Annotated in this window: 16 protein-coding genes and 4 pseudogenes; 10 read left to right on the top strand and 10 right to left on the bottom strand. The window is 70.4% G+C overall.

The window, feature by feature from the left end:
* Positions 1–23 precede the first annotated feature (23 nt).
* Positions 24–397 (top strand): annotated as a pseudogene (locus AB0947_RS33455) (transposase); the annotation flags it as partial.
* Between the two features lie 9 nt (positions 398–406).
* On the opposite strand, the gene AB0947_RS33450 reads toward AB0947_RS33455, so the two are convergent.
* The 3 genes from AB0947_RS33450 to AB0947_RS33440 form a co-directional block, all read right to left on the bottom strand.
* Entirely contained in the window at positions 407–751 is a 345-nt protein-coding gene (locus AB0947_RS33450; protein ID WP_366754127.1) for a type II toxin-antitoxin system PemK/MazF family toxin, read from the bottom strand.
* A gap of 456 nt (positions 752–1,207) precedes the next feature.
* Entirely contained in the window at positions 1,208–1,354 is a 147-nt protein-coding gene (locus tag AB0947_RS33445; RefSeq protein ID WP_366754126.1) for a hypothetical protein, read from the bottom strand.
* A gap of 263 nt (positions 1,355–1,617) precedes the next feature.
* Positions 1,618–2,202 (bottom strand): hypothetical protein, encoded by a 585-nt coding sequence (locus AB0947_RS33440; protein WP_366754125.1) that lies wholly within the window; start codon positions 2,200–2,202, stop codon positions 1,618–1,620.
* A 1,710-nt stretch (positions 2,203–3,912) separates the two neighbouring features.
* On the opposite strand from AB0947_RS33440, the gene AB0947_RS33435 reads away from it, so the two are divergent.
* The gene (locus AB0947_RS33435) at positions 3,913–4,221 is read left to right on the top strand and encodes a transposase family protein (protein WP_366754158.1); all 309 of its coding nucleotides are present in this window, start codon (positions 3,913–3,915) and stop codon (positions 4,219–4,221) included.
* 106 nt (positions 4,222–4,327) lie between these two features.
* Positions 4,328–4,828, top strand: a complete 501-nt coding sequence (locus AB0947_RS33430) for a hypothetical protein (RefSeq protein WP_366754124.1) — start codon at positions 4,328–4,330, stop codon at positions 4,826–4,828.
* A gap of 770 nt (positions 4,829–5,598) precedes the next feature.
* On the opposite strand, the gene AB0947_RS33425 is transcribed toward AB0947_RS33430, so the two are convergent.
* Positions 5,599–6,237: a TetR/AcrR family transcriptional regulator gene (locus AB0947_RS33425; RefSeq protein WP_366754123.1), complete on the bottom strand. Its 639-nt coding sequence runs from the start codon at positions 6,235–6,237 to the stop codon at positions 5,599–5,601.
* 121 nt (positions 6,238–6,358) lie between these two features.
* Between AB0947_RS33425 and AB0947_RS33420 the strand changes: the two genes are divergently transcribed.
* Together AB0947_RS33420 and AB0947_RS33415 are read left to right on the top strand one after the other, a co-directional pair.
* A complete protein-coding gene (locus tag AB0947_RS33420; RefSeq protein ID WP_366754122.1) occupies positions 6,359–7,147 on the top strand; it encodes an SDR family oxidoreductase in 789 nt (262 codons plus the stop codon).
* Between the two features lie 584 nt (positions 7,148–7,731).
* Positions 7,732–7,938 (top strand): annotated as a pseudogene (locus tag AB0947_RS33415) (hypothetical protein); the annotation flags it as partial.
* A gap of 555 nt (positions 7,939–8,493) precedes the next feature.
* On the opposite strand, the pseudogene AB0947_RS33410 reads toward AB0947_RS33415, so the two are convergent.
* A pseudogene (locus AB0947_RS33410) lies at positions 8,494–9,036 on the bottom strand (ISL3 family transposase); the annotation flags it as partial.
* 16 nt (positions 9,037–9,052) lie between these two features.
* On the opposite strand from AB0947_RS33410, the gene AB0947_RS33405 reads away from it, so the two are divergent.
* Together AB0947_RS33405 and AB0947_RS33400 are read left to right on the top strand one after the other, a co-directional pair.
* Positions 9,053–9,343 carry an amidohydrolase family protein gene (locus AB0947_RS33405; protein WP_366754121.1) on the top strand — a complete coding sequence of 97 codons (291 nt, stop codon included), beginning with the start codon at positions 9,053–9,055 and terminating at the stop codon, positions 9,341–9,343.
* 45 nt (positions 9,344–9,388) lie between these two features.
* On the top strand, positions 9,389–9,559 hold the full coding sequence (locus AB0947_RS33400) for a hypothetical protein (protein WP_366754120.1): 171 nt from the start codon (positions 9,389–9,391) through the stop codon (positions 9,557–9,559).
* An 83-nt stretch (positions 9,560–9,642) separates the two neighbouring features.
* Here AB0947_RS33400 and AB0947_RS33395 read toward each other — a convergent pair whose 3' ends face one another.
* Both AB0947_RS33395 and AB0947_RS33390 read right to left on the bottom strand, forming a co-directional pair.
* Complete coding sequence (locus tag AB0947_RS33395; protein ID WP_366754119.1) at positions 9,643–11,406, bottom strand: thiamine pyrophosphate-dependent enzyme; 1,764 nt, start codon at positions 11,404–11,406, stop codon at positions 9,643–9,645.
* 14 nt (positions 11,407–11,420) lie between these two features.
* The gene (locus AB0947_RS33390; protein WP_366754118.1) at positions 11,421–13,004 is read right to left on the bottom strand and encodes an FMN-binding glutamate synthase family protein; all 1,584 of its coding nucleotides are present in this window, start codon (positions 13,002–13,004) and stop codon (positions 11,421–11,423) included.
* 304 nt (positions 13,005–13,308) lie between these two features.
* Here AB0947_RS33390 and AB0947_RS33385 point away from each other — a divergent pair, with 304 nt between their 5' ends.
* The 3 genes and pseudogenes from AB0947_RS33385 to AB0947_RS33375 form a co-directional block, all read left to right on the top strand.
* On the top strand, positions 13,309–13,734 hold the full coding sequence (locus tag AB0947_RS33385) for a PaaI family thioesterase (RefSeq protein WP_366754117.1): 426 nt from the start codon (positions 13,309–13,311) through the stop codon (positions 13,732–13,734).
* A gap of 690 nt (positions 13,735–14,424) precedes the next feature.
* The gene (locus AB0947_RS33380; protein WP_366754116.1) at positions 14,425–14,874 is read left to right on the top strand and encodes a globin domain-containing protein; all 450 of its coding nucleotides are present in this window, start codon (positions 14,425–14,427) and stop codon (positions 14,872–14,874) included.
* 26 nt (positions 14,875–14,900) lie between these two features.
* Positions 14,901–15,491: pseudogene (locus AB0947_RS33375) on the top strand (putative PEP-binding protein); the annotation flags it as partial.
* 312 nt (positions 15,492–15,803) lie between these two features.
* Here the strand turns inward: AB0947_RS33375 and AB0947_RS33370 are convergent.
* The 3 genes from AB0947_RS33370 to AB0947_RS33360 all read right to left on the bottom strand — a co-directional run bounded on the left by AB0947_RS33370 (position 15,804) and on the right by AB0947_RS33360 (position 17,746).
* Positions 15,804–15,932, bottom strand: coding sequence for a hypothetical protein (locus AB0947_RS33370; RefSeq protein ID WP_366754115.1), 129 nt, complete (start codon positions 15,930–15,932; stop codon positions 15,804–15,806).
* Positions 15,933–16,042: 110 nt separating this feature from the next.
* Positions 16,043–16,285, bottom strand: coding sequence for a non-oxidative hydroxyarylic acid decarboxylases subunit D (locus AB0947_RS33365; protein WP_366754114.1), 243 nt, complete (start codon positions 16,283–16,285; stop codon positions 16,043–16,045).
* Positions 16,286–16,321: 36 nt separating this feature from the next.
* Positions 16,322–17,746, bottom strand: coding sequence for a non-oxidative hydroxyarylic acid decarboxylases subunit C (locus AB0947_RS33360; protein WP_366754113.1), 1,425 nt, complete (start codon positions 17,744–17,746; stop codon positions 16,322–16,324).
* Positions 17,747–17,762 lie beyond the last annotated feature (16 nt).

Genomic DNA, 17,762 nt, shown 5'->3' with positions numbered 1-17,762 from the left:
AGGACGGTGTCGATCCACTACGTGCCCTGCGATCGATCCGGGCCACCCGTCCGGACGGCGGCCCCATCTACTCGATCCTCGACAACCTCTCCGCCCACCTGAACTGGAAAATGCGGATGGGCGGCAAAGAACAAGGTCGAACTGTGCTTCACCCCGACCTACGCATCCTGGGCGAACCCCATCGAGGCCCACTTCGGGCCGCTGCGGCAGCTCACCCCCGGCCAACTCGCATCATCCGAACCACACGATCCAGACCCGGGCCCTGCACGCCTACCTGCGCTGGCGGAACAAGAATGCCCGCCACCCTGACGTCCTGGCCGCCCAGCGCAAGGAACGCGCCCGCATCCGCAGCGAGAAGGGCCTTCGCTGGGGAGGCCGACCACCACTCGTTGCCTGACCAAGCAGCCTAGTGCGCCGTCTGCTCGAGTCCACCGGCACGGAGGGCATCCTCGATCTCGCCAAGCTTCGCCGACGACAAAACTCCCACCTGTTCGGTCAGATCTTCCTGGGCCAGCGTGACCAGCCAAGTGCACGGGACAAGACCGGGACGTGGCAGCGCCACTCGAAGGACGCCCTCGAGAGGAAGCCCCTCGGGCGCCCCCACTGCCACCTCGACGGCCACACCGCTAATCTCGGTCCCCGCAGGAGCGACGACCTGCATCGCTCGGAACCCGGACGCTTCGTCTCCTGACAGCAGTACTACCGGCCGCCGCTCGTCAAAGTCCGCCAACCAGACCTCGCCGCGCTGCATTTACCCTCCCGACGCGGGATCGCGGGGGAACCTTGCACGCCCCGGACCGAACACCTCATTGTCGGCCATAATCCAACCAGTCCAGCGGTCGCAGCGGCCAGCGAACCCGGTGAACCTTCGCGGTCACAGCACTAGGTGCGTCGTCACAGTCGCGCTCTACACCACGGCGTACTTCGACGCGGTCCCCGCCGCGAACTCCCGAGGTCGACTGGGAGCCGCTGCGCGCGGAGGGCAAGGGCCGCGGTCCCCGCTCGCCGCTCTGCAGCCCGCCCCGGCCTGATACGGGCTGCCGGTCGACGACGCCGCCCCTGCCCGGATCCGGCGGGGGCGGCGGCTTCCTGGGTGGTCAGCTCCTGCGGCGGGACAGGCCGCGGAGCTTGCCCGGCTCCTGGTCACGGTCGTCCTCCGGCTCGGGTGACGCGGCGCGGGCGTCCGGCATGCTCCCGTACTCGCCGATCAAGCGGCGACGGGCTCTTTGAGGTGGCCGTTCATCTCCCAGCAGGCCCGGTGCCCCAGCCAGGGCAGCGCCGGGGTCAGCCTGACGGCGAGGCCGTCCAGGACGCAGGTGTCGTCGCTCACGTCTTCCACCAGGCGGATGCTCATCTCACTCCTCACCCGTTCGCGAGCCGGGAAAGCGCCCGGCACACAGCCGCAGGTGGCGGGCTGGGAGCACACCGGCGGGCACAAAACCGCAGGTGGAACGGCCAGGGAAGGCGAGGGACGGCCGCGCGGACACCGGCTGCCGCTCCCCCGGCATCCCAAACCGGCAGAGCCGCAGGGACGTGACCGCCACGCACATGGGCCAAAATGGGACCCCGGCCCGATTCCGGCGGGCCGGGGCTCCACGGTGAGCGGTCGGCCGCGGCCTAGTACTCGTCGTGGTGACGCTTGACCACACGGAAGCTGGCCACCACACCGTCCTCGATGTCGATGCCCTCGGTGCAGCCCGGCTTCACGCCGTAGCTGGAGCTGTGCGGGCCGACGGTGGCGATGGGAGCACCGTTGTCACACACGGCCCCGCGGAAGACCTCCACGGCCTTGCGGCTTTCGTTGCGGACGTTGAAAGTCTTCGCGCCCAGACCGCTGACCACGGTGATGCAGTCACCGGGACGGGCGGAGTACGACCGCTCGTTGATCTGGATACGGCCCTCGTCCTCGCCCCGCCCCTCGTTGTCCTCGTCCTTGTCGTTGTTGCCCCGGCCCTGGTTTCCCCGGCCCTCGTTGCCCCGGCCCTCGTTGCCCTTGCTGTTGTTGCCCTCGTTGCCCTTGCTGTTGTTGCCCTCGTTGCCCTTGTCGTTGCCGTTGCCGCTGCCGCCGGTCACGGCGGCAACGGCGGCCGGGGCCTCCTGGGCCACCGAAGCGGAAGCGGCCGAGGCATAGGTGATGCCGGTCGCGGCCAGAGCGGCGGCAGCCGACACAGCGGCGGTGACCACGGTCGTACGGAGCTTCATCTCACGATCTCCTGTCGCACAGAGAGACGCCGGCCCGTCGGCCGACTCGTGAACGAACTTAGCCACAACCGACACGACGGGCATATCGGAAGATCGGGGACCCAGCTCCAAACAGGGTATTCTTGGGTCTTTCACCGTGAGCTGACACAGAGTCACATGAGCCAGCAGAAAGACAGATTGACATATTATTAGGCTTTCCAGGTGACATCCTGACACCTCCTCACTCCCGTGACGACGGCGCGTCGCTGCGGCCGCGATGAACTGAGCCGTGTTAGAGGGGGGCCGCATCGGAGCCTGCCGACAGGCCTCACAACCCGGCGAGATCGCAGAGCACCCCGGTCACACCCGGCCTCCGGCGCCATGCACAGACGGACGAGCCGGGACAGCGGCCGAAGCCCTCCGGCCACCTGCATGCGCGACGCCCCCCGCCTGCAGATACGCCGCGGGCAGTCGTCCGGCAGATGTCCGGATCCGTGATCCGGCGGGCGGGTTCGGCGACTGGCTGCCGCTCAGCGACAACAGTGGTCCAGCAAGGGTCGACAGGACCCAGCCACACGTCCTGATCGTCTTCGGCTGCCTCGCTGGTCTGCCCGCCACGGCCCGGAGGCAGAGCAGCCTCCCAGCCAGACCCTCCCTCACGACATCGGCGCGGACACCCGGAGGAGTCCCTCACCGCCGCCACGCAACCCGATCAGCCCCGGCGACTGCCCGGACCCGGCCGGCGGCAGGCGGTCCAGCGCGCGGCGTGACGGCCCAGCGCACGGCCGGGAGGGCGGCGCGGGCGCGGCGACGGCTCGGGAGCCGGACAGGCGGCAACGGAACGACGCACACAGGCCCAACCCGGCGGGACGGGGCGCCGCAGACCGGCACAGCACGGCGGCCCGTGCACGAGCGGACCGGGAACCCGACACACCGGCGCGGGCGGGAATGCACGAGCACGGCGGGGCCGGGGCGGGCCCGCCAGGCGGCCGCGGAGCGGCGCGGACGGGGGGGCGGCGCGGCACGGGCGCAGCGGGCGGGGCGGGCGCGGCCACGGGAGACGGCCGGCGGCCCGGCTCCCGCGACGGCGGACAGGCGGCGGACGGCATGCGGGACGGACGGGCGGCGGTCAGGTGCCGCGCGGCCGGGCACGGGCGGGCCGCCAGGACGCCGCGCAGCTCGGCGCAAGCCTCCGGACGGCCAAGGGACCGGCGCGGGGGGCGGGACAGCGGACCGCCGACGAGCGGCCGGAGTCCGGGCGCAGGCGGCCAAGGGCGCGGGCGGGGCCACCGCGGCCGACGGCGGAAGTCCACCTTCGTGCACGGCGCCGCGCGGTCGCAGCACGGCGGGGGTGCGGCGGGGGCGGCGCGGGGAGTAAGGCGGCGGGCCCGGGGCGCAGGACGGCCGGGTCCAGGGGCCGGTGCGGCGGGGAGCCGGCCTCGGGACGGCACACGGGCGCAGCGGGAACGGGAGGACGGCGGGCACGGGCAGTGGGGCGGACGGGGGCGCCGGTGGGACGGCTGGACAAAGCCGGCGGCGGAGGCGACTGAAACGAGAGCGCCCCGGCCAGCGTGCAGGCCGGGGCGAACCCGCGAGGGGTGTGATCGTGAAGGGCGGTCGCCTACGCGGCGAAAGGCAATGCGAGGCTTCAGCCGAACGATCGTCCTCGCATGCGATAGATGAGGCCCGGGGACACAGTTCTCTTCACCATCACGTTTCGCTCAACCACACCTGCCCGGCGAACATTCCCGCGCGCCTACAAGATCTCGAGACCTTCCCGGCCGCGGCACCGCTCCCGTCATCGCCGCGAGGTGTGATCGTCACCGGCTTCCACGCCAGCCGCACCAGCCGCACCCACAAGCTCACCCCGGCCAGAAGACCGCCAACCGCGTCCTCGCCGTCGGACGCGCACCGGTCGAACACGGCTTCGCCCACCTCAAGAACTGGCGGACCCTCACCAAGTTCCGCAGCGACCCCGCCCGCACTACCCACCTCCTGCGCGCCCTGCTCGTCCTGACGAACCTCGAAGTCAACCGCTGAGACAACGTCCGGCCCCGTCCTGTACCCAGCCTGCGTGTAGTGGGAGGTTGGAGGGCCTGCGCCGCTCGGGCGGCCAGCCCTCCAACTGCTGCAGAAAGGATCGATCATGACCTCGGATCACGACATGCTGTGGAGTCGCTGCGCGTACCTGGGTCGCGTCCTGCTGCCACTGCTGGACCAGGAGCCATGGCGTCAGGATCGCCGCCGAGAGCGGCTGCACTCTTGGGGCATTGACCTCGCGGTGGGGGAACGGCTCATGGAGGTCTTCGCGTCCATGGCCGCTCACGCTGTCGCGGTGGACACTTCCTTGTCCGCTTCAGAGTTCGAGACCCTGCCCCTCAGCGTCGTGGCCGACGCGGCGACCGGCAAGCAAGACTTCGAACTACTCGCTGGCCTCCCAGACACCTTCGCTGACGACCGCGACGACGTTGCAGTCAAGGTTTTCCGCTTGTACGCCTATAAGGGCGGCCAGACCAGTCTTCAGCTCCTTCGGCTGGGCACGGAAGTGCGCCATACGCTGACTGTCCTCGCCGCCCGCGAGTCGGTGCCGTCCCCCACCTGCAGAGACATCTTCGGCCGGGCGGACGAGGCTCACCTGCCGCTGTAAGCGCCGCCGAAAACACAGCTTGACGTTTGATCTACTCCGCAGACAGCCGCCCCTGACCAGCGTGAGCATTCCGAGAACCGGTCACACCAGCCCTTTGAACTGCGGTTTCAAGTTGGCGGAGGCTCCGTGGTCTCCACTCTCCGAGTGGAGACCACTCCCCACCCAGCCTCCGATCCGCGCCCGGGTGCGCGGTGGAGTTCACCGTGCCCGCTCATCTCCAGCGGCGGCCCCGCACGGAGCGCCACGGGTTCGGCCGACCCGGGGTACTGCCGTGAGCGGGAGCGGCGCCGGAACGGGCGGCGGCTTCGGCGACGGGTACAGCGACACGCGTAGCCGGGTCGCGTCGGCGATGTGCTCCAGGCGCTCGCGCTGCTCCGGCGAGAGGTGCGGCAAGGTCGGATGGACCATCGGGGCCTCCGTGCTTGGGTGGGTTCGATTCCCTGCACCTTCGCCTTCCGCGTCGCCTGCGCGAGCGTCCGCGCGGCCCACGTCCCGACAGGCGCTCCGGCGGCTTCGCCCGTCGTCCCGTGAGACGGGCCCGGGAGCTCCGGAGCCCTCAAGGAAGCGAACGCGCCTGCGCCCACGGACAGGAGCCGGCGACGGCAAGAAGAGCGGCAGGACCGCGGGCTATCGGCCGCGCCTCCATCGCGAAGGCGGCAGTTCCAAGGAGCTCAGGCGCTGTGTGAGCGACTGTGTATTCGACGGGGTCGAGGGCCTGCCTGTGCGGGAGATGTCGGGTGGTCACGCAGAGCGGTGGGGCACCTGGTGTCTCAGGTGCCGTGGGTCCCCGGCGCGCCGTATCGGGCGAGCATGGTCAGCACCGCTTGGTCGACCGCGTTGGTCATGGCGGCGTCGTCGGGCTCCCAGCGTGCGAGTAGCATCCGCGGCCAGAACACGTAGTTGGAGATCATCCCGAGGAATTGGGTCGCCGCCATCTCCGCATCGTCGAGCCGGGCTGTACCAGCGGCGTTCTCCGCTTCCAGGTAGCGGCGGACCGATTCGAAGTAGGGCATCTTGCCGAGCTTGAACTGGGTCTCGCCGAGCTCGGGGAAGCGCGGTACCTCGGCGATGACGATGCGGAAGAGGGCGGCCATGCCGGGCTGGGTGAGAAGGCCCGCGTATCGGTGTCCGATGGTCTCAAGCCCTGCGCGGAGGTTCCCTGGCTCGGGGCGGGGCGCCTCCTCGTCGTCGATCTTCCAGTATTCGGTGACGATCGCCTCGAACAGGGCCGCCTTGGTGGTGAACTGCTTGAACAGAGTCGCCCTCGACACTCCGGCCGCCTCCGCGATGCGGGCCAGCGAGGTGCCGTCGTAGCCGGAGTCGAGGAACAGCTTCGTCGCTGCCTCGATGATGGACGTCCGCTTCTGCGCTGCCACGCGCCGGTGGTATTCCGAAGGCTGTGCCGTCATGCCCTCCAGTATGCCTCTCACTCCGAGGTGAGTCACTTGACTCACCTCTACCTCTGCTCCTACCTTGAGAGGGGAGGTGAGTCACTCGGCTCATCATCATGTGAGCCTGGAAGGATGAACCATGGGACGCTTTGAGGGCCAGACCGTCATCGTCACGGGCGGCAGCGGGGGCATGGGCAGCAGCCATGTGCAGGGCTACCACGCCGAGGGGGCGAACGTCGTCATCGCCGGCCGCGACGACGACGCCGGCCGCGATCTCGCTGCTCAGCTCGGTCATCGGGCTCTGTCCGTCCACCTGGATGTCGCCAGCGAGGACGACTGGGCGGCACTCGTGCGAGACGTCGAATTCCACTTCGGGCCGATCACCATCCTGGTGAACAACGCGGGCGTCCAGAACCCGGCGGCCCCCATCGAGCACACCGAACTCCGCACCTGGGAGCACACCTTCAGCGTCAACGTCACCGGCCAGTTCCTCGGCATCAGGGCCGTGGCTCCGTCGATGCGCAGGGGCGGTGGCGGAACCATCGTCAACATCGCCTCAACCATGGCCCACGTCGGCACGGCCTTCTACGCCCCCTACACCGCCAGCAAGTGGGCCGTGCGCGGGCTGACCAAGACGGCCGCGCTGGAGCTGGGACGGGACAACATCCGGGTCAACTCCATCCACCCCGGCGTCGTCTCCACACCGCTGATCAACGAACCCGCCGTCGCAGGCCAGCCGGCCATCGCCGACTTCTACTCACCCGATCCCTTCGCCATCCCCCGCCTCGCCGAACCCTCTGACGTTACCCGCCTGTTGCTCTTCATCACCTCCCAGGACGCATCATTCGCCACGGGCTCGGAATTCGTCCTGGACGGGGGCCTGCTGCTCGGCCCCGCACTCCAACCCGAATCCGACATCGCAGCTTGAGCCGGCATCGCGGTACGGAGCGTGCAGTCGCGGGCGCCCATCTTGCTCAAGGAGAAGCGATCTTGCCTTGCGATGATCCCCTTCGGGCGTCGTCAGGATGAGTGCGCACAGGATGAGTGCGCAGTTGCCTTCGGGCCAGGGTGTCGAGCATCTGCGGTGACAGGGCCGACGGCAGGAGCCACAGGCCCGCGATGCCGATGGTCGCGACCATCACGGTATGGCCAGCACGCCGGTTCGGTGAGGTCGACCAGCACCTCGGTGAGCTGTGACCCCAGCTCCACCACCTACTCCTACCGCTCGAAGACGCACGGCACCATCACGGCGGCCAGTGGAGACCCAGAAGATCCGGATCCGCCAGCTCGGCGGCCCCGGCAAGCACGGCGGTGCGCCCGGCGACTTGTACGTCACCGTGCACATCGCCGACTGGTAGCAGCCGCGCGTTATTCGGCCAGATCCGATGGCTTTGTGCCACTCGTCGGCAACCCGTCTCCAACATCACCGGCCCCCGGCTACACAAGAAAGCTGGGGTGGCGTTCTGCTGTCCCGGTGCGGTGGTGGCTGGTCGGTGGCGGAGGTCTGGACGGTTGCTGACCGTCAACGTGGCGTTGCTGCTCGCGGTCATCGTGTTCTTCCGGCTGCGGCGGCGAACGGAGGCGCGTAGCCGCAATGACGAGAAGCTGACCGTCATCATCGTCCTGGCGCTGGAAGTTCTGATCGCACCCACCCCGGCAGGCCAGGGAATCCTGAACCTTCTGGGGCTGCTCGCAAGCGGCGTCACGCAGGCCGGCCGGTGCGCCCCCACACGCGCAAGGGCCGGGCGACGCCGGTCAGGCGCCCACCGGTGCGGCGACGCACCCACAAGCCCAGCAAGCGGCAGCACGCCGACGACCGCCTGATCGGCCTCCCGATGGCCGCCGTCTTCGCCGTCGCCCTGGTGGTGACCGTACTCGACTGGCTGCTGGTCCACTGGTGGATCCCGGCGATCGCCGGGGCGCTGGCGGTGTTGGCTGGTGGCGACTGGCTGTACCACAGGCAGCAGCAGGCAGGCCCGTTGGGAAGCGGTGCGTGCGCAGTTCCTGCGCTACGGCCTGGCCCCACTGGACGCCCCGCACCACACCCGGTTCGAGGACGCTGTGCGCGACCTGATGCGCCGCGACGGCTGCCAGGACGCGACGCGTGTCACGACTGCTCCGGCACCCTCTGCGCGGCGAACGGCCACGAGACCCGCACCCCGCTGGCCCCTGACGAGAAGCGCCTGCTCACCCCGGCGCCGTCCGGGTCGGACCCGGTCGCCGTGGTGCCCAGCAGGGTATCCAGGCCGCCAACGAAGCCCGCACAACGGCTACCAGTCGGGTCATCTCGGGGCAGGCGTCGGTGAGCCGTGCGAGAAGATCGTGATGTGCGGGCTTGAGGTCGTCGGGCCTGGCCTGGTGAGGATCATTCGGGCGAGCCGACGCGGGCTGGTGTAGCTGCGGTCGGCGTCCTCGCGGCCCTGGTTGAGGTACTTGTACAGGAGGTTCAGGCAGCCGGTGAACCCGAGGGCCTTGATCTCTTCGAAGAGGTGCTGGACGGGCACGGCGGGATCTTCGGCACGGCGATTGCGCAGGTGCTCGCGGTAGGGGTCGACGAGGCTGGCGCGGTATTCGGGGACGCGGAGCATCCGCTCGGACCGGTCCGCCCGCGCGTAGCGTTTGACGTGTTCAGGGCCGGCGGAAGCCGGGGGCGCATTCGAGCAGGCCCACGCCCTTCTGGAGCAGGTTGTGGACCTGGTGCCGGCGTTCCAGGGTCGTCTGCGCGCGGGGCTCGTCGTAGAGGGGCGCGTCCAGCACGGCGGCCCAGCAGGTGCTGTGTGCCTTCACCTCGCTCAGGGCGGCTTCGCAGCGGCTGTGCCCCGCGCACGCCCTGATGTTCGCCGCCATGGGCGTCCGCTTCGGCATCGGCACCGACGGGACCCGCGGGGACGGCTTCCGCCTCCTCGACGCCGCCGAGAGCGCCCAGCGGCTGGCGTACGGACTGCCGTCCGGGGACTCCTCCTGCGGCGCCGGACAGCTCTGGCTCAGCCACGCCACCGCGCTCGGCGCCGACGCGCTCGGCCTGGGACACGTCCCCGGCGAGATCGCCGTCGGCAAGGCCGCCGCCTTCCTCGTGGTGGACCTCGCGGTCCCCGAACTCGTCCTGTCCTACCACCTGTCGTAGGAGCTGGTCCGGCTGGCTGGCCGCGGCCAGATCACTGCCGTCGTCGTGGATGGCCGCCTGTGGCTGTGGCACGGCCGGCCGGCCGACTGGGACGCGGCCGCCCTGGTCCGCCGGGCCGCCGCGGTGGGACCCCGGGTCGTCCGGAGCGCCGGCATCCCCCGGGTCGACCCCGACCCGGACGGCCTCCGCGCCGCCCCACGACGCTCCCCGTCCTGAACCGGGCCGCCATGACCGGACATCCGGCCCCGCCCGGCCGCCGAACCGGCCGGCGGGGCCGCCGCACGCACCCGCCCCACGCGTCAGGCGGTGCCGTCGTCCCCGTGGCTGCGGACGATCTCCTTGACCTTGGCCACCGCGAACCCCCAGCCCTGCTCGACGGTCGGCTTGGCCGGGACCGCGACCTCGTCCGGGTTGGTGAGCACGTCGAGCAGCACCGGCCCCGGCGTGTCGAAGGCGCGGCGCACGGCCTTCTCCAGTTCGGCCGGTTCGGTGACGCGGATGCCGGGGATGCCCATGGCCTCGGCGACGGCGGCGAAGTCCGGGTTGTCCAGCACCGTGCCGAACTCCGGCAGCCCGGCCTGCTCCTGCTCCAGTTTGACCATGCCCAGGCGGCGGTTGTCGAAGACGACGAGCTTGACGGGGAGCCGGTGCGTCTTCAGCGTCATCAGGTCGCCCAGCAGCATGCTCAGCCCCCCATCCCCACAGAAGGCCACGACCTGCCGCTCCCGGTCCAGGCACTGGGCGCCCAGCGCATGCGGCATCGCGTTGGCCATCGAACCGAGGTTGTAGGAGCCGATCAGCCGCCGCTCGCCGCGCATCTCGACGAACCGTGACAGCCACACCGTCGCCATGCCGGTGTCGGAGGTGAAGACCGCGTCGTCCGCGGCGAGCCGGTCCACCACGGCCGCCAGCGCCTCGGGGCGGATGTCATCGGAACGGTTGTCGAACGTGGCCCGCAGCCGACCGATCAGACGCTTGTCGTGCGACGGGTCGGCGAGCCGCGCCTGACCGGTGCGCCACTCCTGGAATCGCTTCCGCGCCTTCTCCAGGTGCGAGCGGTCCCGCGCGCCGTCCGTCCCGGCCGCGGGGGCGGCGAGGTGGGTGAGCAGATCGCGGACGGTCGCGCCCGTGTCGCCGACGAGGCCGGCCTCGACCGGTACCCGCCGCCCGATGTGGGTCGCCTCCGTGTCCACCTGCACGACGGTCTTCCCCTCGGGATACCAGTCCCGGTAGGGGAAGTCGGTGCCCAGGAGCAGCAGGGTGTCCGCCTCCTCGAGGGCCGAGGCGGCGGCCGGGTTGCCGATCAGTCCGGTCTGGCCGACCTGGAAGGGGTTGGCGTCGCCCTCGAAGCCCTCCTTGGCCTTGAGGGTGAGGACCATCGGCGCGGCCAGCCGGTCGGCCAGGGCGAGGACGTCCTCGCGGGCGTGGCGGGCGCCCCGCCCGACGAGCAGCGTGACCCGCTCGGCGCGGTCGAGGAGCTCGGCCGCCTGGCGCACGGCGGACTCCTCCGGCCGGGTCACCGGCGAGTTCAGCGAGAAGCGGGCCGGGCGGTCCGTGCTCAGCTCGCGTTCGCCGAGGTCGCCCGGCACCGTCAGGACGGCCACGCCCTTGCGGCCGAACGCGTTGCGCACGGCCAGCTCCAGCAGCTGCGGCAGCTGGTCGGGCGAGGTGACGGTCGCGCGGAAAACGGCCACGTCGCTGAAGAGGGCGTCGTTGTCGACCTCCTGGAAGTAGTCGCTGCCCAGTTCAGCGAGCGGCACCTGACCGGCGATGGCCAGCACCGGCGCGTGGCTCTTGGCCGCGTCGTACAGCCCGTTGAGCAGGTGCACGGAGCCCGGTCCGACCGTGCCCATGCACACGCCCAGGGTGCCGCTGAGCTGCGACTGGGCGCTCGCGGCGAACGCCGCTGCCTCCTCGTGCCGGCATCCCACCCACTCCACGCCGTCCGTGGTGCGCAAGGCGTCCGTCAAGGGGTTCAGGGCGTCTCCCACGACGCCGAACACCTGGCGCACGCCGAGTTCGCTCAGGGCGTCCACGATGACACGGGCGACAGTACGGGCCACTTCGGTCCTCCACGTCAGACGGTGAAACGGTCGGGGTCGGCGGTCTTCCAGTCGGCCGCCCAGGCCTCCGGCGGCTCGGCGAGCAACTGCCCGGGCTCCAGCCACTCGTACAGCTCCTCGTACGAGCGTTCGGTGCGGGGGTCGATGCGCCGGCGGAGCATGTGCGGGCGCAGGTCGGCGGGGTCGGTGACGCCCATGGACGCCATGATCTCCAGAGCGCTGGCCACGGTCGCCTCCTGGAAGCGCCGCACGCGCGGGGCCTTGTCCCGCACGTCGAGGGCGCGGGCGCGCCGGGGGTCCTGGGTGGCCACGCCGCTGGGGCAGGCGTTGGTGTGGCACCGCTGGGCCTGGATGCAGCCGACGGCGAACATCATCGCTCGCGCGGCGTTGCCGTAGTCGGCGCCTTGGACGAGGCGCTTGACCAGGTCGGTGCCGGTGGCGATCTTGCCGCTCGCCCCGATCCGGACGCGGTCGCGCAGTCCCGCGCCAACCAGGGCGTTGTGCACGGTGAGCAGGCCCTCGGTCAGCGGGGCGCCCACGTGGTCGGCGAACTCCATGGGCGCGGCCCCGGTGCCGCCCTCTCCGCCGTCCACGATGATGAAGTCAGGCGCGGCGCCCTCCTCCAGCATGGCCTTGCACACGGCGAGGAACTGCTGCCGCGAGCCCACACACAGCTTGAACCCGGTCGGCTTGCCCCCGGACAGCTCCCGGAGCCGGGCGACGGCGCGGACGAGTTCGCGCGGGGTGGAGAACAGCTTGTGGTACGGCGGTGAGATCACCGTCTGCCCCTGGGGCACGTCGCGTACCTTCGCTATCTCCGCGTTGACCTTGCTCCCCGGCAGGACGCCGCCGATGCCGGGCTTGGCGCCCTGCGACAGCTTCAGGGAGACGCACTTGACGTTGTCGTGCGCGGCCTTGTCGGCGAACTCGGCGGGATCGAAGTCGCCGTCCCGGGTGCGGCAGCCGAAGTAGCCGGTGCCGATCTCCCAGACCAGGTCCCCGCCCGGTCGCAGGTGGTACTCCGACAGACCGCCTTCGCCGGTGTCGTGGGCGAAGCCGCCGGCCGCTGCGCCGCCGTTGAGGGCGAGGATCGCGTTGGCCGACAGCGAGCCGAAGCTCATCGCCGACACGTTCAGCAGCGCCATGTCGTAGGGGTGGCGGCAGTCGGGGCCGCCGATCCGGACCCGCGGCGGCGTGCTCGGCGCCTGGCGCGGGGCCATGGAGGGCACCAGGTACTCGTATCCGGCCAGGTAGACATCGCGTTCGGTGCCGTACGGCTGTTCGGCGTCCGTACCCTTGGCCCGCTCGTAGACGATGGTGCGGACGTCCCGGTCGAAGGGGCGGCCGTCGAAGTTCCGCTCGATGAAGTACTGCTGGAGCTCGGGGCGGATCCGCTCCAGGAGGTAGCGGGCGTGGCCCAGCACGGGATAGTTGCGCAGCACCGAGTGCCGGCGCTGGAGCAGGTCCCAAGCGCCCAGCAGGCCCAGCGCGAGGAGGGGCACGGCGCCGAAGCACCACCATGGCGATGCCAGCACCGCGGCGACGGCCGCGAGGAGGCCGAGTGTCAGGGTCAGGACGACGATTGCAATGCGGGTCACCCTTGGCGCATTGCCCTCGGTCGGCCTTCCAGTCCTGTGGTTCGTCAAGAAACCCGTAAGGGTGGCGCACGCGGCCGACGGCCGCCCGGCGCCGGGTCACCGGAACGGAGCGGCGGGAACGCGAGGACCTACGGGCGACGCCGTGCGCTCACGGGGGCCCTCGGCCGCGGGCAGATCACCACCGCTACCGTAGGCCGATGCCACCGGCCCCGTACCGCCGCGAGGTCGCGGCAGATCCTCGACGAGCGGCTCACCGACCCGGACGCGACCGCCCCGCCTCTCCCCGAACGACAGGACGGCACTCTTGACCACGGACCTCACCCGTTTCGCGCACAGCATTTTCCAGGCCCAGCCGTTCAGCATGTTCCTGGGCGCCGAACTCACCTCCGTAGGACGGGACTCGGCCGAGATCCGCGTCGTCAACCGGCCCGAGATCCAGCAGCAGCACGGCTTCGTGCACGGCGGAGTCCTCAGCTACCTGGCCGACAACGCGCTGACCTTCGCCGGAGGACTCGCGCTCGGCGGCGACGCGCTCACCGCCGAGTACAAGATCAACTACATTCGGCCGGCCGTGGGCGATCTCGTCGTCGCCCGCGCCGAGGCGACCGCCACGACCCGGCGGCAGGCCGTGTGTCAGTGCTCGGTCTACGTCGTCTCGGAGCAGGGTGAGGAGCACCTGGTCGCCGTGGCGCAGGGGACGATCGTGCGGGCGGCCAACCAGGAGGACTGAGCCACAGAGGGGCACGTCGAGCGGCGCACCGGCACCCTCCGCCGGTCCGACGGTGCGCCGGCCGGTCCGCCCGTCAGGTCACGCGTACTGGATGCCTCACAGGTTGCTGTTCTTCTTGACCAGGGCGATGTCGCCGGACTTCTTCCAGAGCTTCGCCAGCACTGCAACGGTGCTTGCCGTGACTGGTGGCCAGGTCTGGGGCTGTGTCCGCGTCGTTTGCAGTGGCTGGTGCGGGCTTGGTGTTGGCGTCGTCGGCGCCGGGCCGACCGGTGCAGGATGTGCTCGACGGGCGTGGGCGGCCCATTCCGCGCCGGCCTCCGCATCAAGGCCGGCGGTCGGTGACACGGGTGATCAGCCGTCGTGTCTCGGCGAGGCTGAGGTGGATGAGCTGGGAGGATCCGTTTCTGCTTTCCCGGTATCCCCCGCCTGGTCGTGGCCGTCGGAAGGCCGCTGCCCGGCAGCCGGGGGAGGCGATCGCAAGGAGCACCCGCCACGCCGGGACGGTACGCCGGACGAGTGCCTGGACGAAGCCCCGGCGGAGGCGGCTGTCGTTGCCTCAGCCGTGTTACAGGCATGTGAGCGCATGACACAGCCACCTCTCTGTGATCTTGGTTGCGGGTTGAGGAATCCGACCAGCACGAACCATCGGTCGGGCACGCAGCGGTAACAGTGCCTGCCTAGGGTCGCGGCATGACTTTCCACCCCGCTCTGATCACCAGCAGCTTCGCAGTCGTCGAACCCCACGGCACCAAGGTCACCAAGGTCACCAAGTATTTCTACGAACACCTCTTCGACAACAACCCGGGTGTCAGGGCCCTGTTCGCGCGACACATGCAGGAGCAGGAGGACCGACTCTGGAACGTCCTGGGCGGCCTGGTGGCCAACCTGGAGGACACCGAGACGGTCGTACGCATCCTGCGAAACCTCGGAGCCCGGCACGTCGGTTACGGCGCGTTGCCCGAGCACTTCCCGGCCGTCGGCGCCAGCCTGCTCGCCACCCTCAGGCACTTTGCGGGCGAGGCCTGGACACCGGAGACCGAGGAGTCGTGGACCGCCCTGTACGGGGTGATCACCGCCACCATGAGTGAGGCGATGGCCGAGGTGGCTGCCGGCGCGCCCAGGTCCGCCCACAGCGGCTGAGGAGCGGCCGGCGGCCTTCGACCCTGATGTCCTCCGGGGCGCGGGCACGACTGCCGCGGCAGGACTTCGGCCGAGCGACGACCGGCGCGCTTCCCGCCGAGCTGGGCCGGGCCGTCCTGGCCGCCTGCCTCGCCCGCCGCGACAGCCGGGGCGAGACGGTCCGCGTTCTCGTCCGCACCGACCACGGCCAGCATCTCGTCATCACGGCCGACTGGGCGTCAGCTGCCGGTGCGGGTTTCGGGGCCGTGGTGGTCGAAGGCGGTGTCGCGGCCACGAGATCGGCCGGTGCGCGACGCGGTCGTGCCGGACTGATCGAGGTGCCGGCCGCCGCGCTCCAGACGGCGGCGATCCTCGACGAGGTCGACTTCGTCTCCGTCGGCACCAACGACCTCGCCCAGTACACGATGGCCACCGACCGCCTCCGCGGCGAACTCACGGACCTGCTCGACCCGTGGCAGCCCGCCGTGCCGGGCCTCGTCGCCGCAACCGCCCGCGCCGGCACGGCCGCGGCCAAGCCTGTCGGCGTGTGCCGGCAGATGATCAACGGGGTGCTGTGGCGGTTGCGGACCGGTGCTCCGTGGCGTGACCTGCCGGAACGCCATGGACCGTGGAAGACTGCCTGTGAACGCTGCGGAAGCGGGCCTCCTCGGCCGGTCTTCGACGGATCATCGGCCCTTTCTCACCGCGCACGCGAATACCTCCACCCGTTCCAACCCGTGCCTGCCGCTGTGGCGATCCGGGTCGTCACCGCGACCGGGTGCGCCGGGAGCGGTGAACGGATGCGGCCGGGACGTCGCCGGCATCCGGGACGGTGAGTTCGACGGCGGCTGTCTCGCCTTGCGTCAGGACGCGACGGCGAGCCCCGTTCCGGACACGGCGGCCCCGCCCCTGGCGTACAGGGGCGGGGCCGGGTGAAGAGGCAGGGGCGGTCAGGCGTCTTCGCTGTCGGGGGATTCGGCGCGGGCGGTGCGGTCGGCGCGGCTGCCGGGCCCTGGGTCGTGGCCTTCGCCGTCGGCGGTGGATTCGCCGCAGTCCTCGTTGCGGCGCAGGTCGTCCAAGAGCGCGGTTGTGACGGCTCGGCGATTGCACGTCGCCTTCGTTGGACTCGGCGCATCGATCGGACCCCTGCTCGTTTCAACGAGCCATTGCCTCGTTTCTGAGAGATCAGTCAGTCGCGCGGCAGAAGCGGAGGGACGGCGGGGACCTCGACGGCGTTCTCGATGTCCTCGGGGCTCATCCTGAACTCCTCGGGGTAATGGCCGCGCCGGGTGCGACGCGCCGGTTCGCTGGTACGCCACATGTACAGGCACCGCTGGCACTGGAGCACGTCCCACACGCCCGGGACGGGTGAGGTGAACAGCGTCTCAACACTTTCGTAGACGCAACGGGGGCAAGTCAGGCAGGTGTCCACGGCACAGGTCCTTCCGAAGTCCGGGGTCGGGTGGGATCAGCGGGCGGCAGCCAGCCGTTGCAGCCTGGTGAGCCATTCACCGGCCTCGGGCAGGTCACGCACCCGGGAACTGCGGTCGCCTCGCCGCTCGGGTTCGACGGGGGTGGTGGCGTCAATGATCAACTTGTCGACGATGCCCGGCGTGTCGGCCTGTGGGGCCAGCGGCACCACCGACATGGCGGGGAGCCGGACGAGGTCGTGGGCCGGGTTCATCTTGGTGGACAGGGCCCACATCACCTGCGTCAGGTTGAAGGGGTCGACGTCCTCGTCGACGACGATGACGGTGGCCGCGTACCCCAGGCCGTGCGACGTGCTCAGCACCCGCGTGCCGACCGCCTTGGCGAAGCCGCCGTACCGCGTCTTCGTGGAGACGATGACGACGAGCCCGTGCGTGTACGTGGCGTTGACCGCCTGCACCTCCGGGAAGTCTCTCTTCAGCTCTTGGTGGATCGGCACACAGGTGTTGGCGGCCATCAAGTAGTCGATCTCGGTCCACGGCATCCCGAGATACAGATGCTCGAAGACAGGGTCGGTGCGGTAGGAGATCCGGTCGACGCGGATCACAGGCATGGAGCGTCCGCCGGAGTAGTGACCTGTGAACTCGCCGAACGGACCCTCGATCTCCCTTGTACGTCCCTCGACGACACCCTCGATGACGACTTCGCTGCCCCACGGCACCGGCAGCCCGGTCAATGGAGCCTTCGCGATCGGCGCCGGCGCACCGCGCAGCGCCCCGGCCAACTCGTACTCGTTCTCGTCGTACGCCATAGGAGTCGCGGCGACGATGGAGATGACGGGATCGTTGCCGAGCGCGATGGCGACGGGCAAGTCCTCGCCCCGTTCCTCGGCCTTGCGCAGATGGAGGGCGATGTCGTGCACCGGCGCCGGCTGCAGGGCGAGCCGGCGCTTGCCCTTGACCTCGATACGGTAGATGCCGACGTTCTGTTTACCACTGTTGTCCGGGTCCTCCGGGTCCCTGGAGACGACGGCGGCCTTGTCGATGTAGAAGCCGCCGTCGCCGTCGTTGAGGCGGAACAGTGGGAGCACCTGAAAGACGTCGACGTCACCGCCCTCAACGGCGTTCGCCGCCCAGAGGGGTTCCGCGCGCCACTCGGGCTGCACGGGGAAGTTCTCCCAACGGCGGATGAACTCGGCCACCTGCTCCTTGGTCCCCGTCTCCTTGGGGAGACCGAGCGCCAGGGCGTGGTTGGCCCACGAACCGTGCACGTTCATCGCGATGCGGGCGTCGATGAAACCCCGGACGTTGTCGAAGTACAGCGCGGGGGCCGCGTCTCCCATACGCGATGCCGCGTTCGCCGCGGCGGCGATGTCCGGCTCGGGCATCACCTCGTCGGTTACGCGCAGGAGTTGGCCCTCTTTGTCGAGGGCATGCAGAAAGCTGCGAAGGTCGTCGTAAGCCATGAGGAAGCTGAACTCC

It is taken from the genome of Streptomyces sp. NPDC047841, assembly GCF_040704085.1.
In the GTDB taxonomy this organism is placed as follows: Bacteria; Actinomycetota; Actinomycetes; order Streptomycetales; family Streptomycetaceae; genus Streptomyces; species Streptomyces argyrophylli.
The sequence above is the reverse complement of the archived record's forward strand: the minus strand, read 5'-3'. Positions and strand labels throughout refer to the sequence as shown.

Coding starts and splice junctions, on each gene's coding strand:
- AB0947_RS33450 (WP_366754127.1), bottom strand. CDS start 751: ATGCAGCGCGGCGAGGTCTGGTTGGCGGACTTTGACGAGCGGCGGCCG.
- AB0947_RS33445 (WP_366754126.1), bottom strand. CDS start 1,354: ATGAGCATCCGCCTGGTGGAAGACGTGAGCGACGACACCTGCGTCCTG.
- AB0947_RS33440 (WP_366754125.1), bottom strand. CDS start 2,202: ATGAAGCTCCGTACGACCGTGGTCACCGCCGCTGTGTCGGCTGCCGCC.
- AB0947_RS33430 (WP_366754124.1), top strand. CDS start 4,328: ATGACCTCGGATCACGACATGCTGTGGAGTCGCTGCGCGTACCTGGGT.
- AB0947_RS33425 (WP_366754123.1), bottom strand. CDS start 6,237: ATGACGGCACAGCCTTCGGAATACCACCGGCGCGTGGCAGCGCAGAAG.
- AB0947_RS33420 (WP_366754122.1), top strand. CDS start 6,359: ATGGGACGCTTTGAGGGCCAGACCGTCATCGTCACGGGCGGCAGCGGG.
- AB0947_RS33405 (WP_366754121.1), top strand. CDS start 9,053: ATGTTCGCCGCCATGGGCGTCCGCTTCGGCATCGGCACCGACGGGACC.
- AB0947_RS33380 (WP_366754116.1), top strand. CDS start 14,425: ATGACTTTCCACCCCGCTCTGATCACCAGCAGCTTCGCAGTCGTCGAA.
- AB0947_RS33360 (WP_366754113.1), bottom strand. CDS start 17,746: ATGGCTTACGACGACCTTCGCAGCTTTCTGCATGCCCTCGACAAAGAG.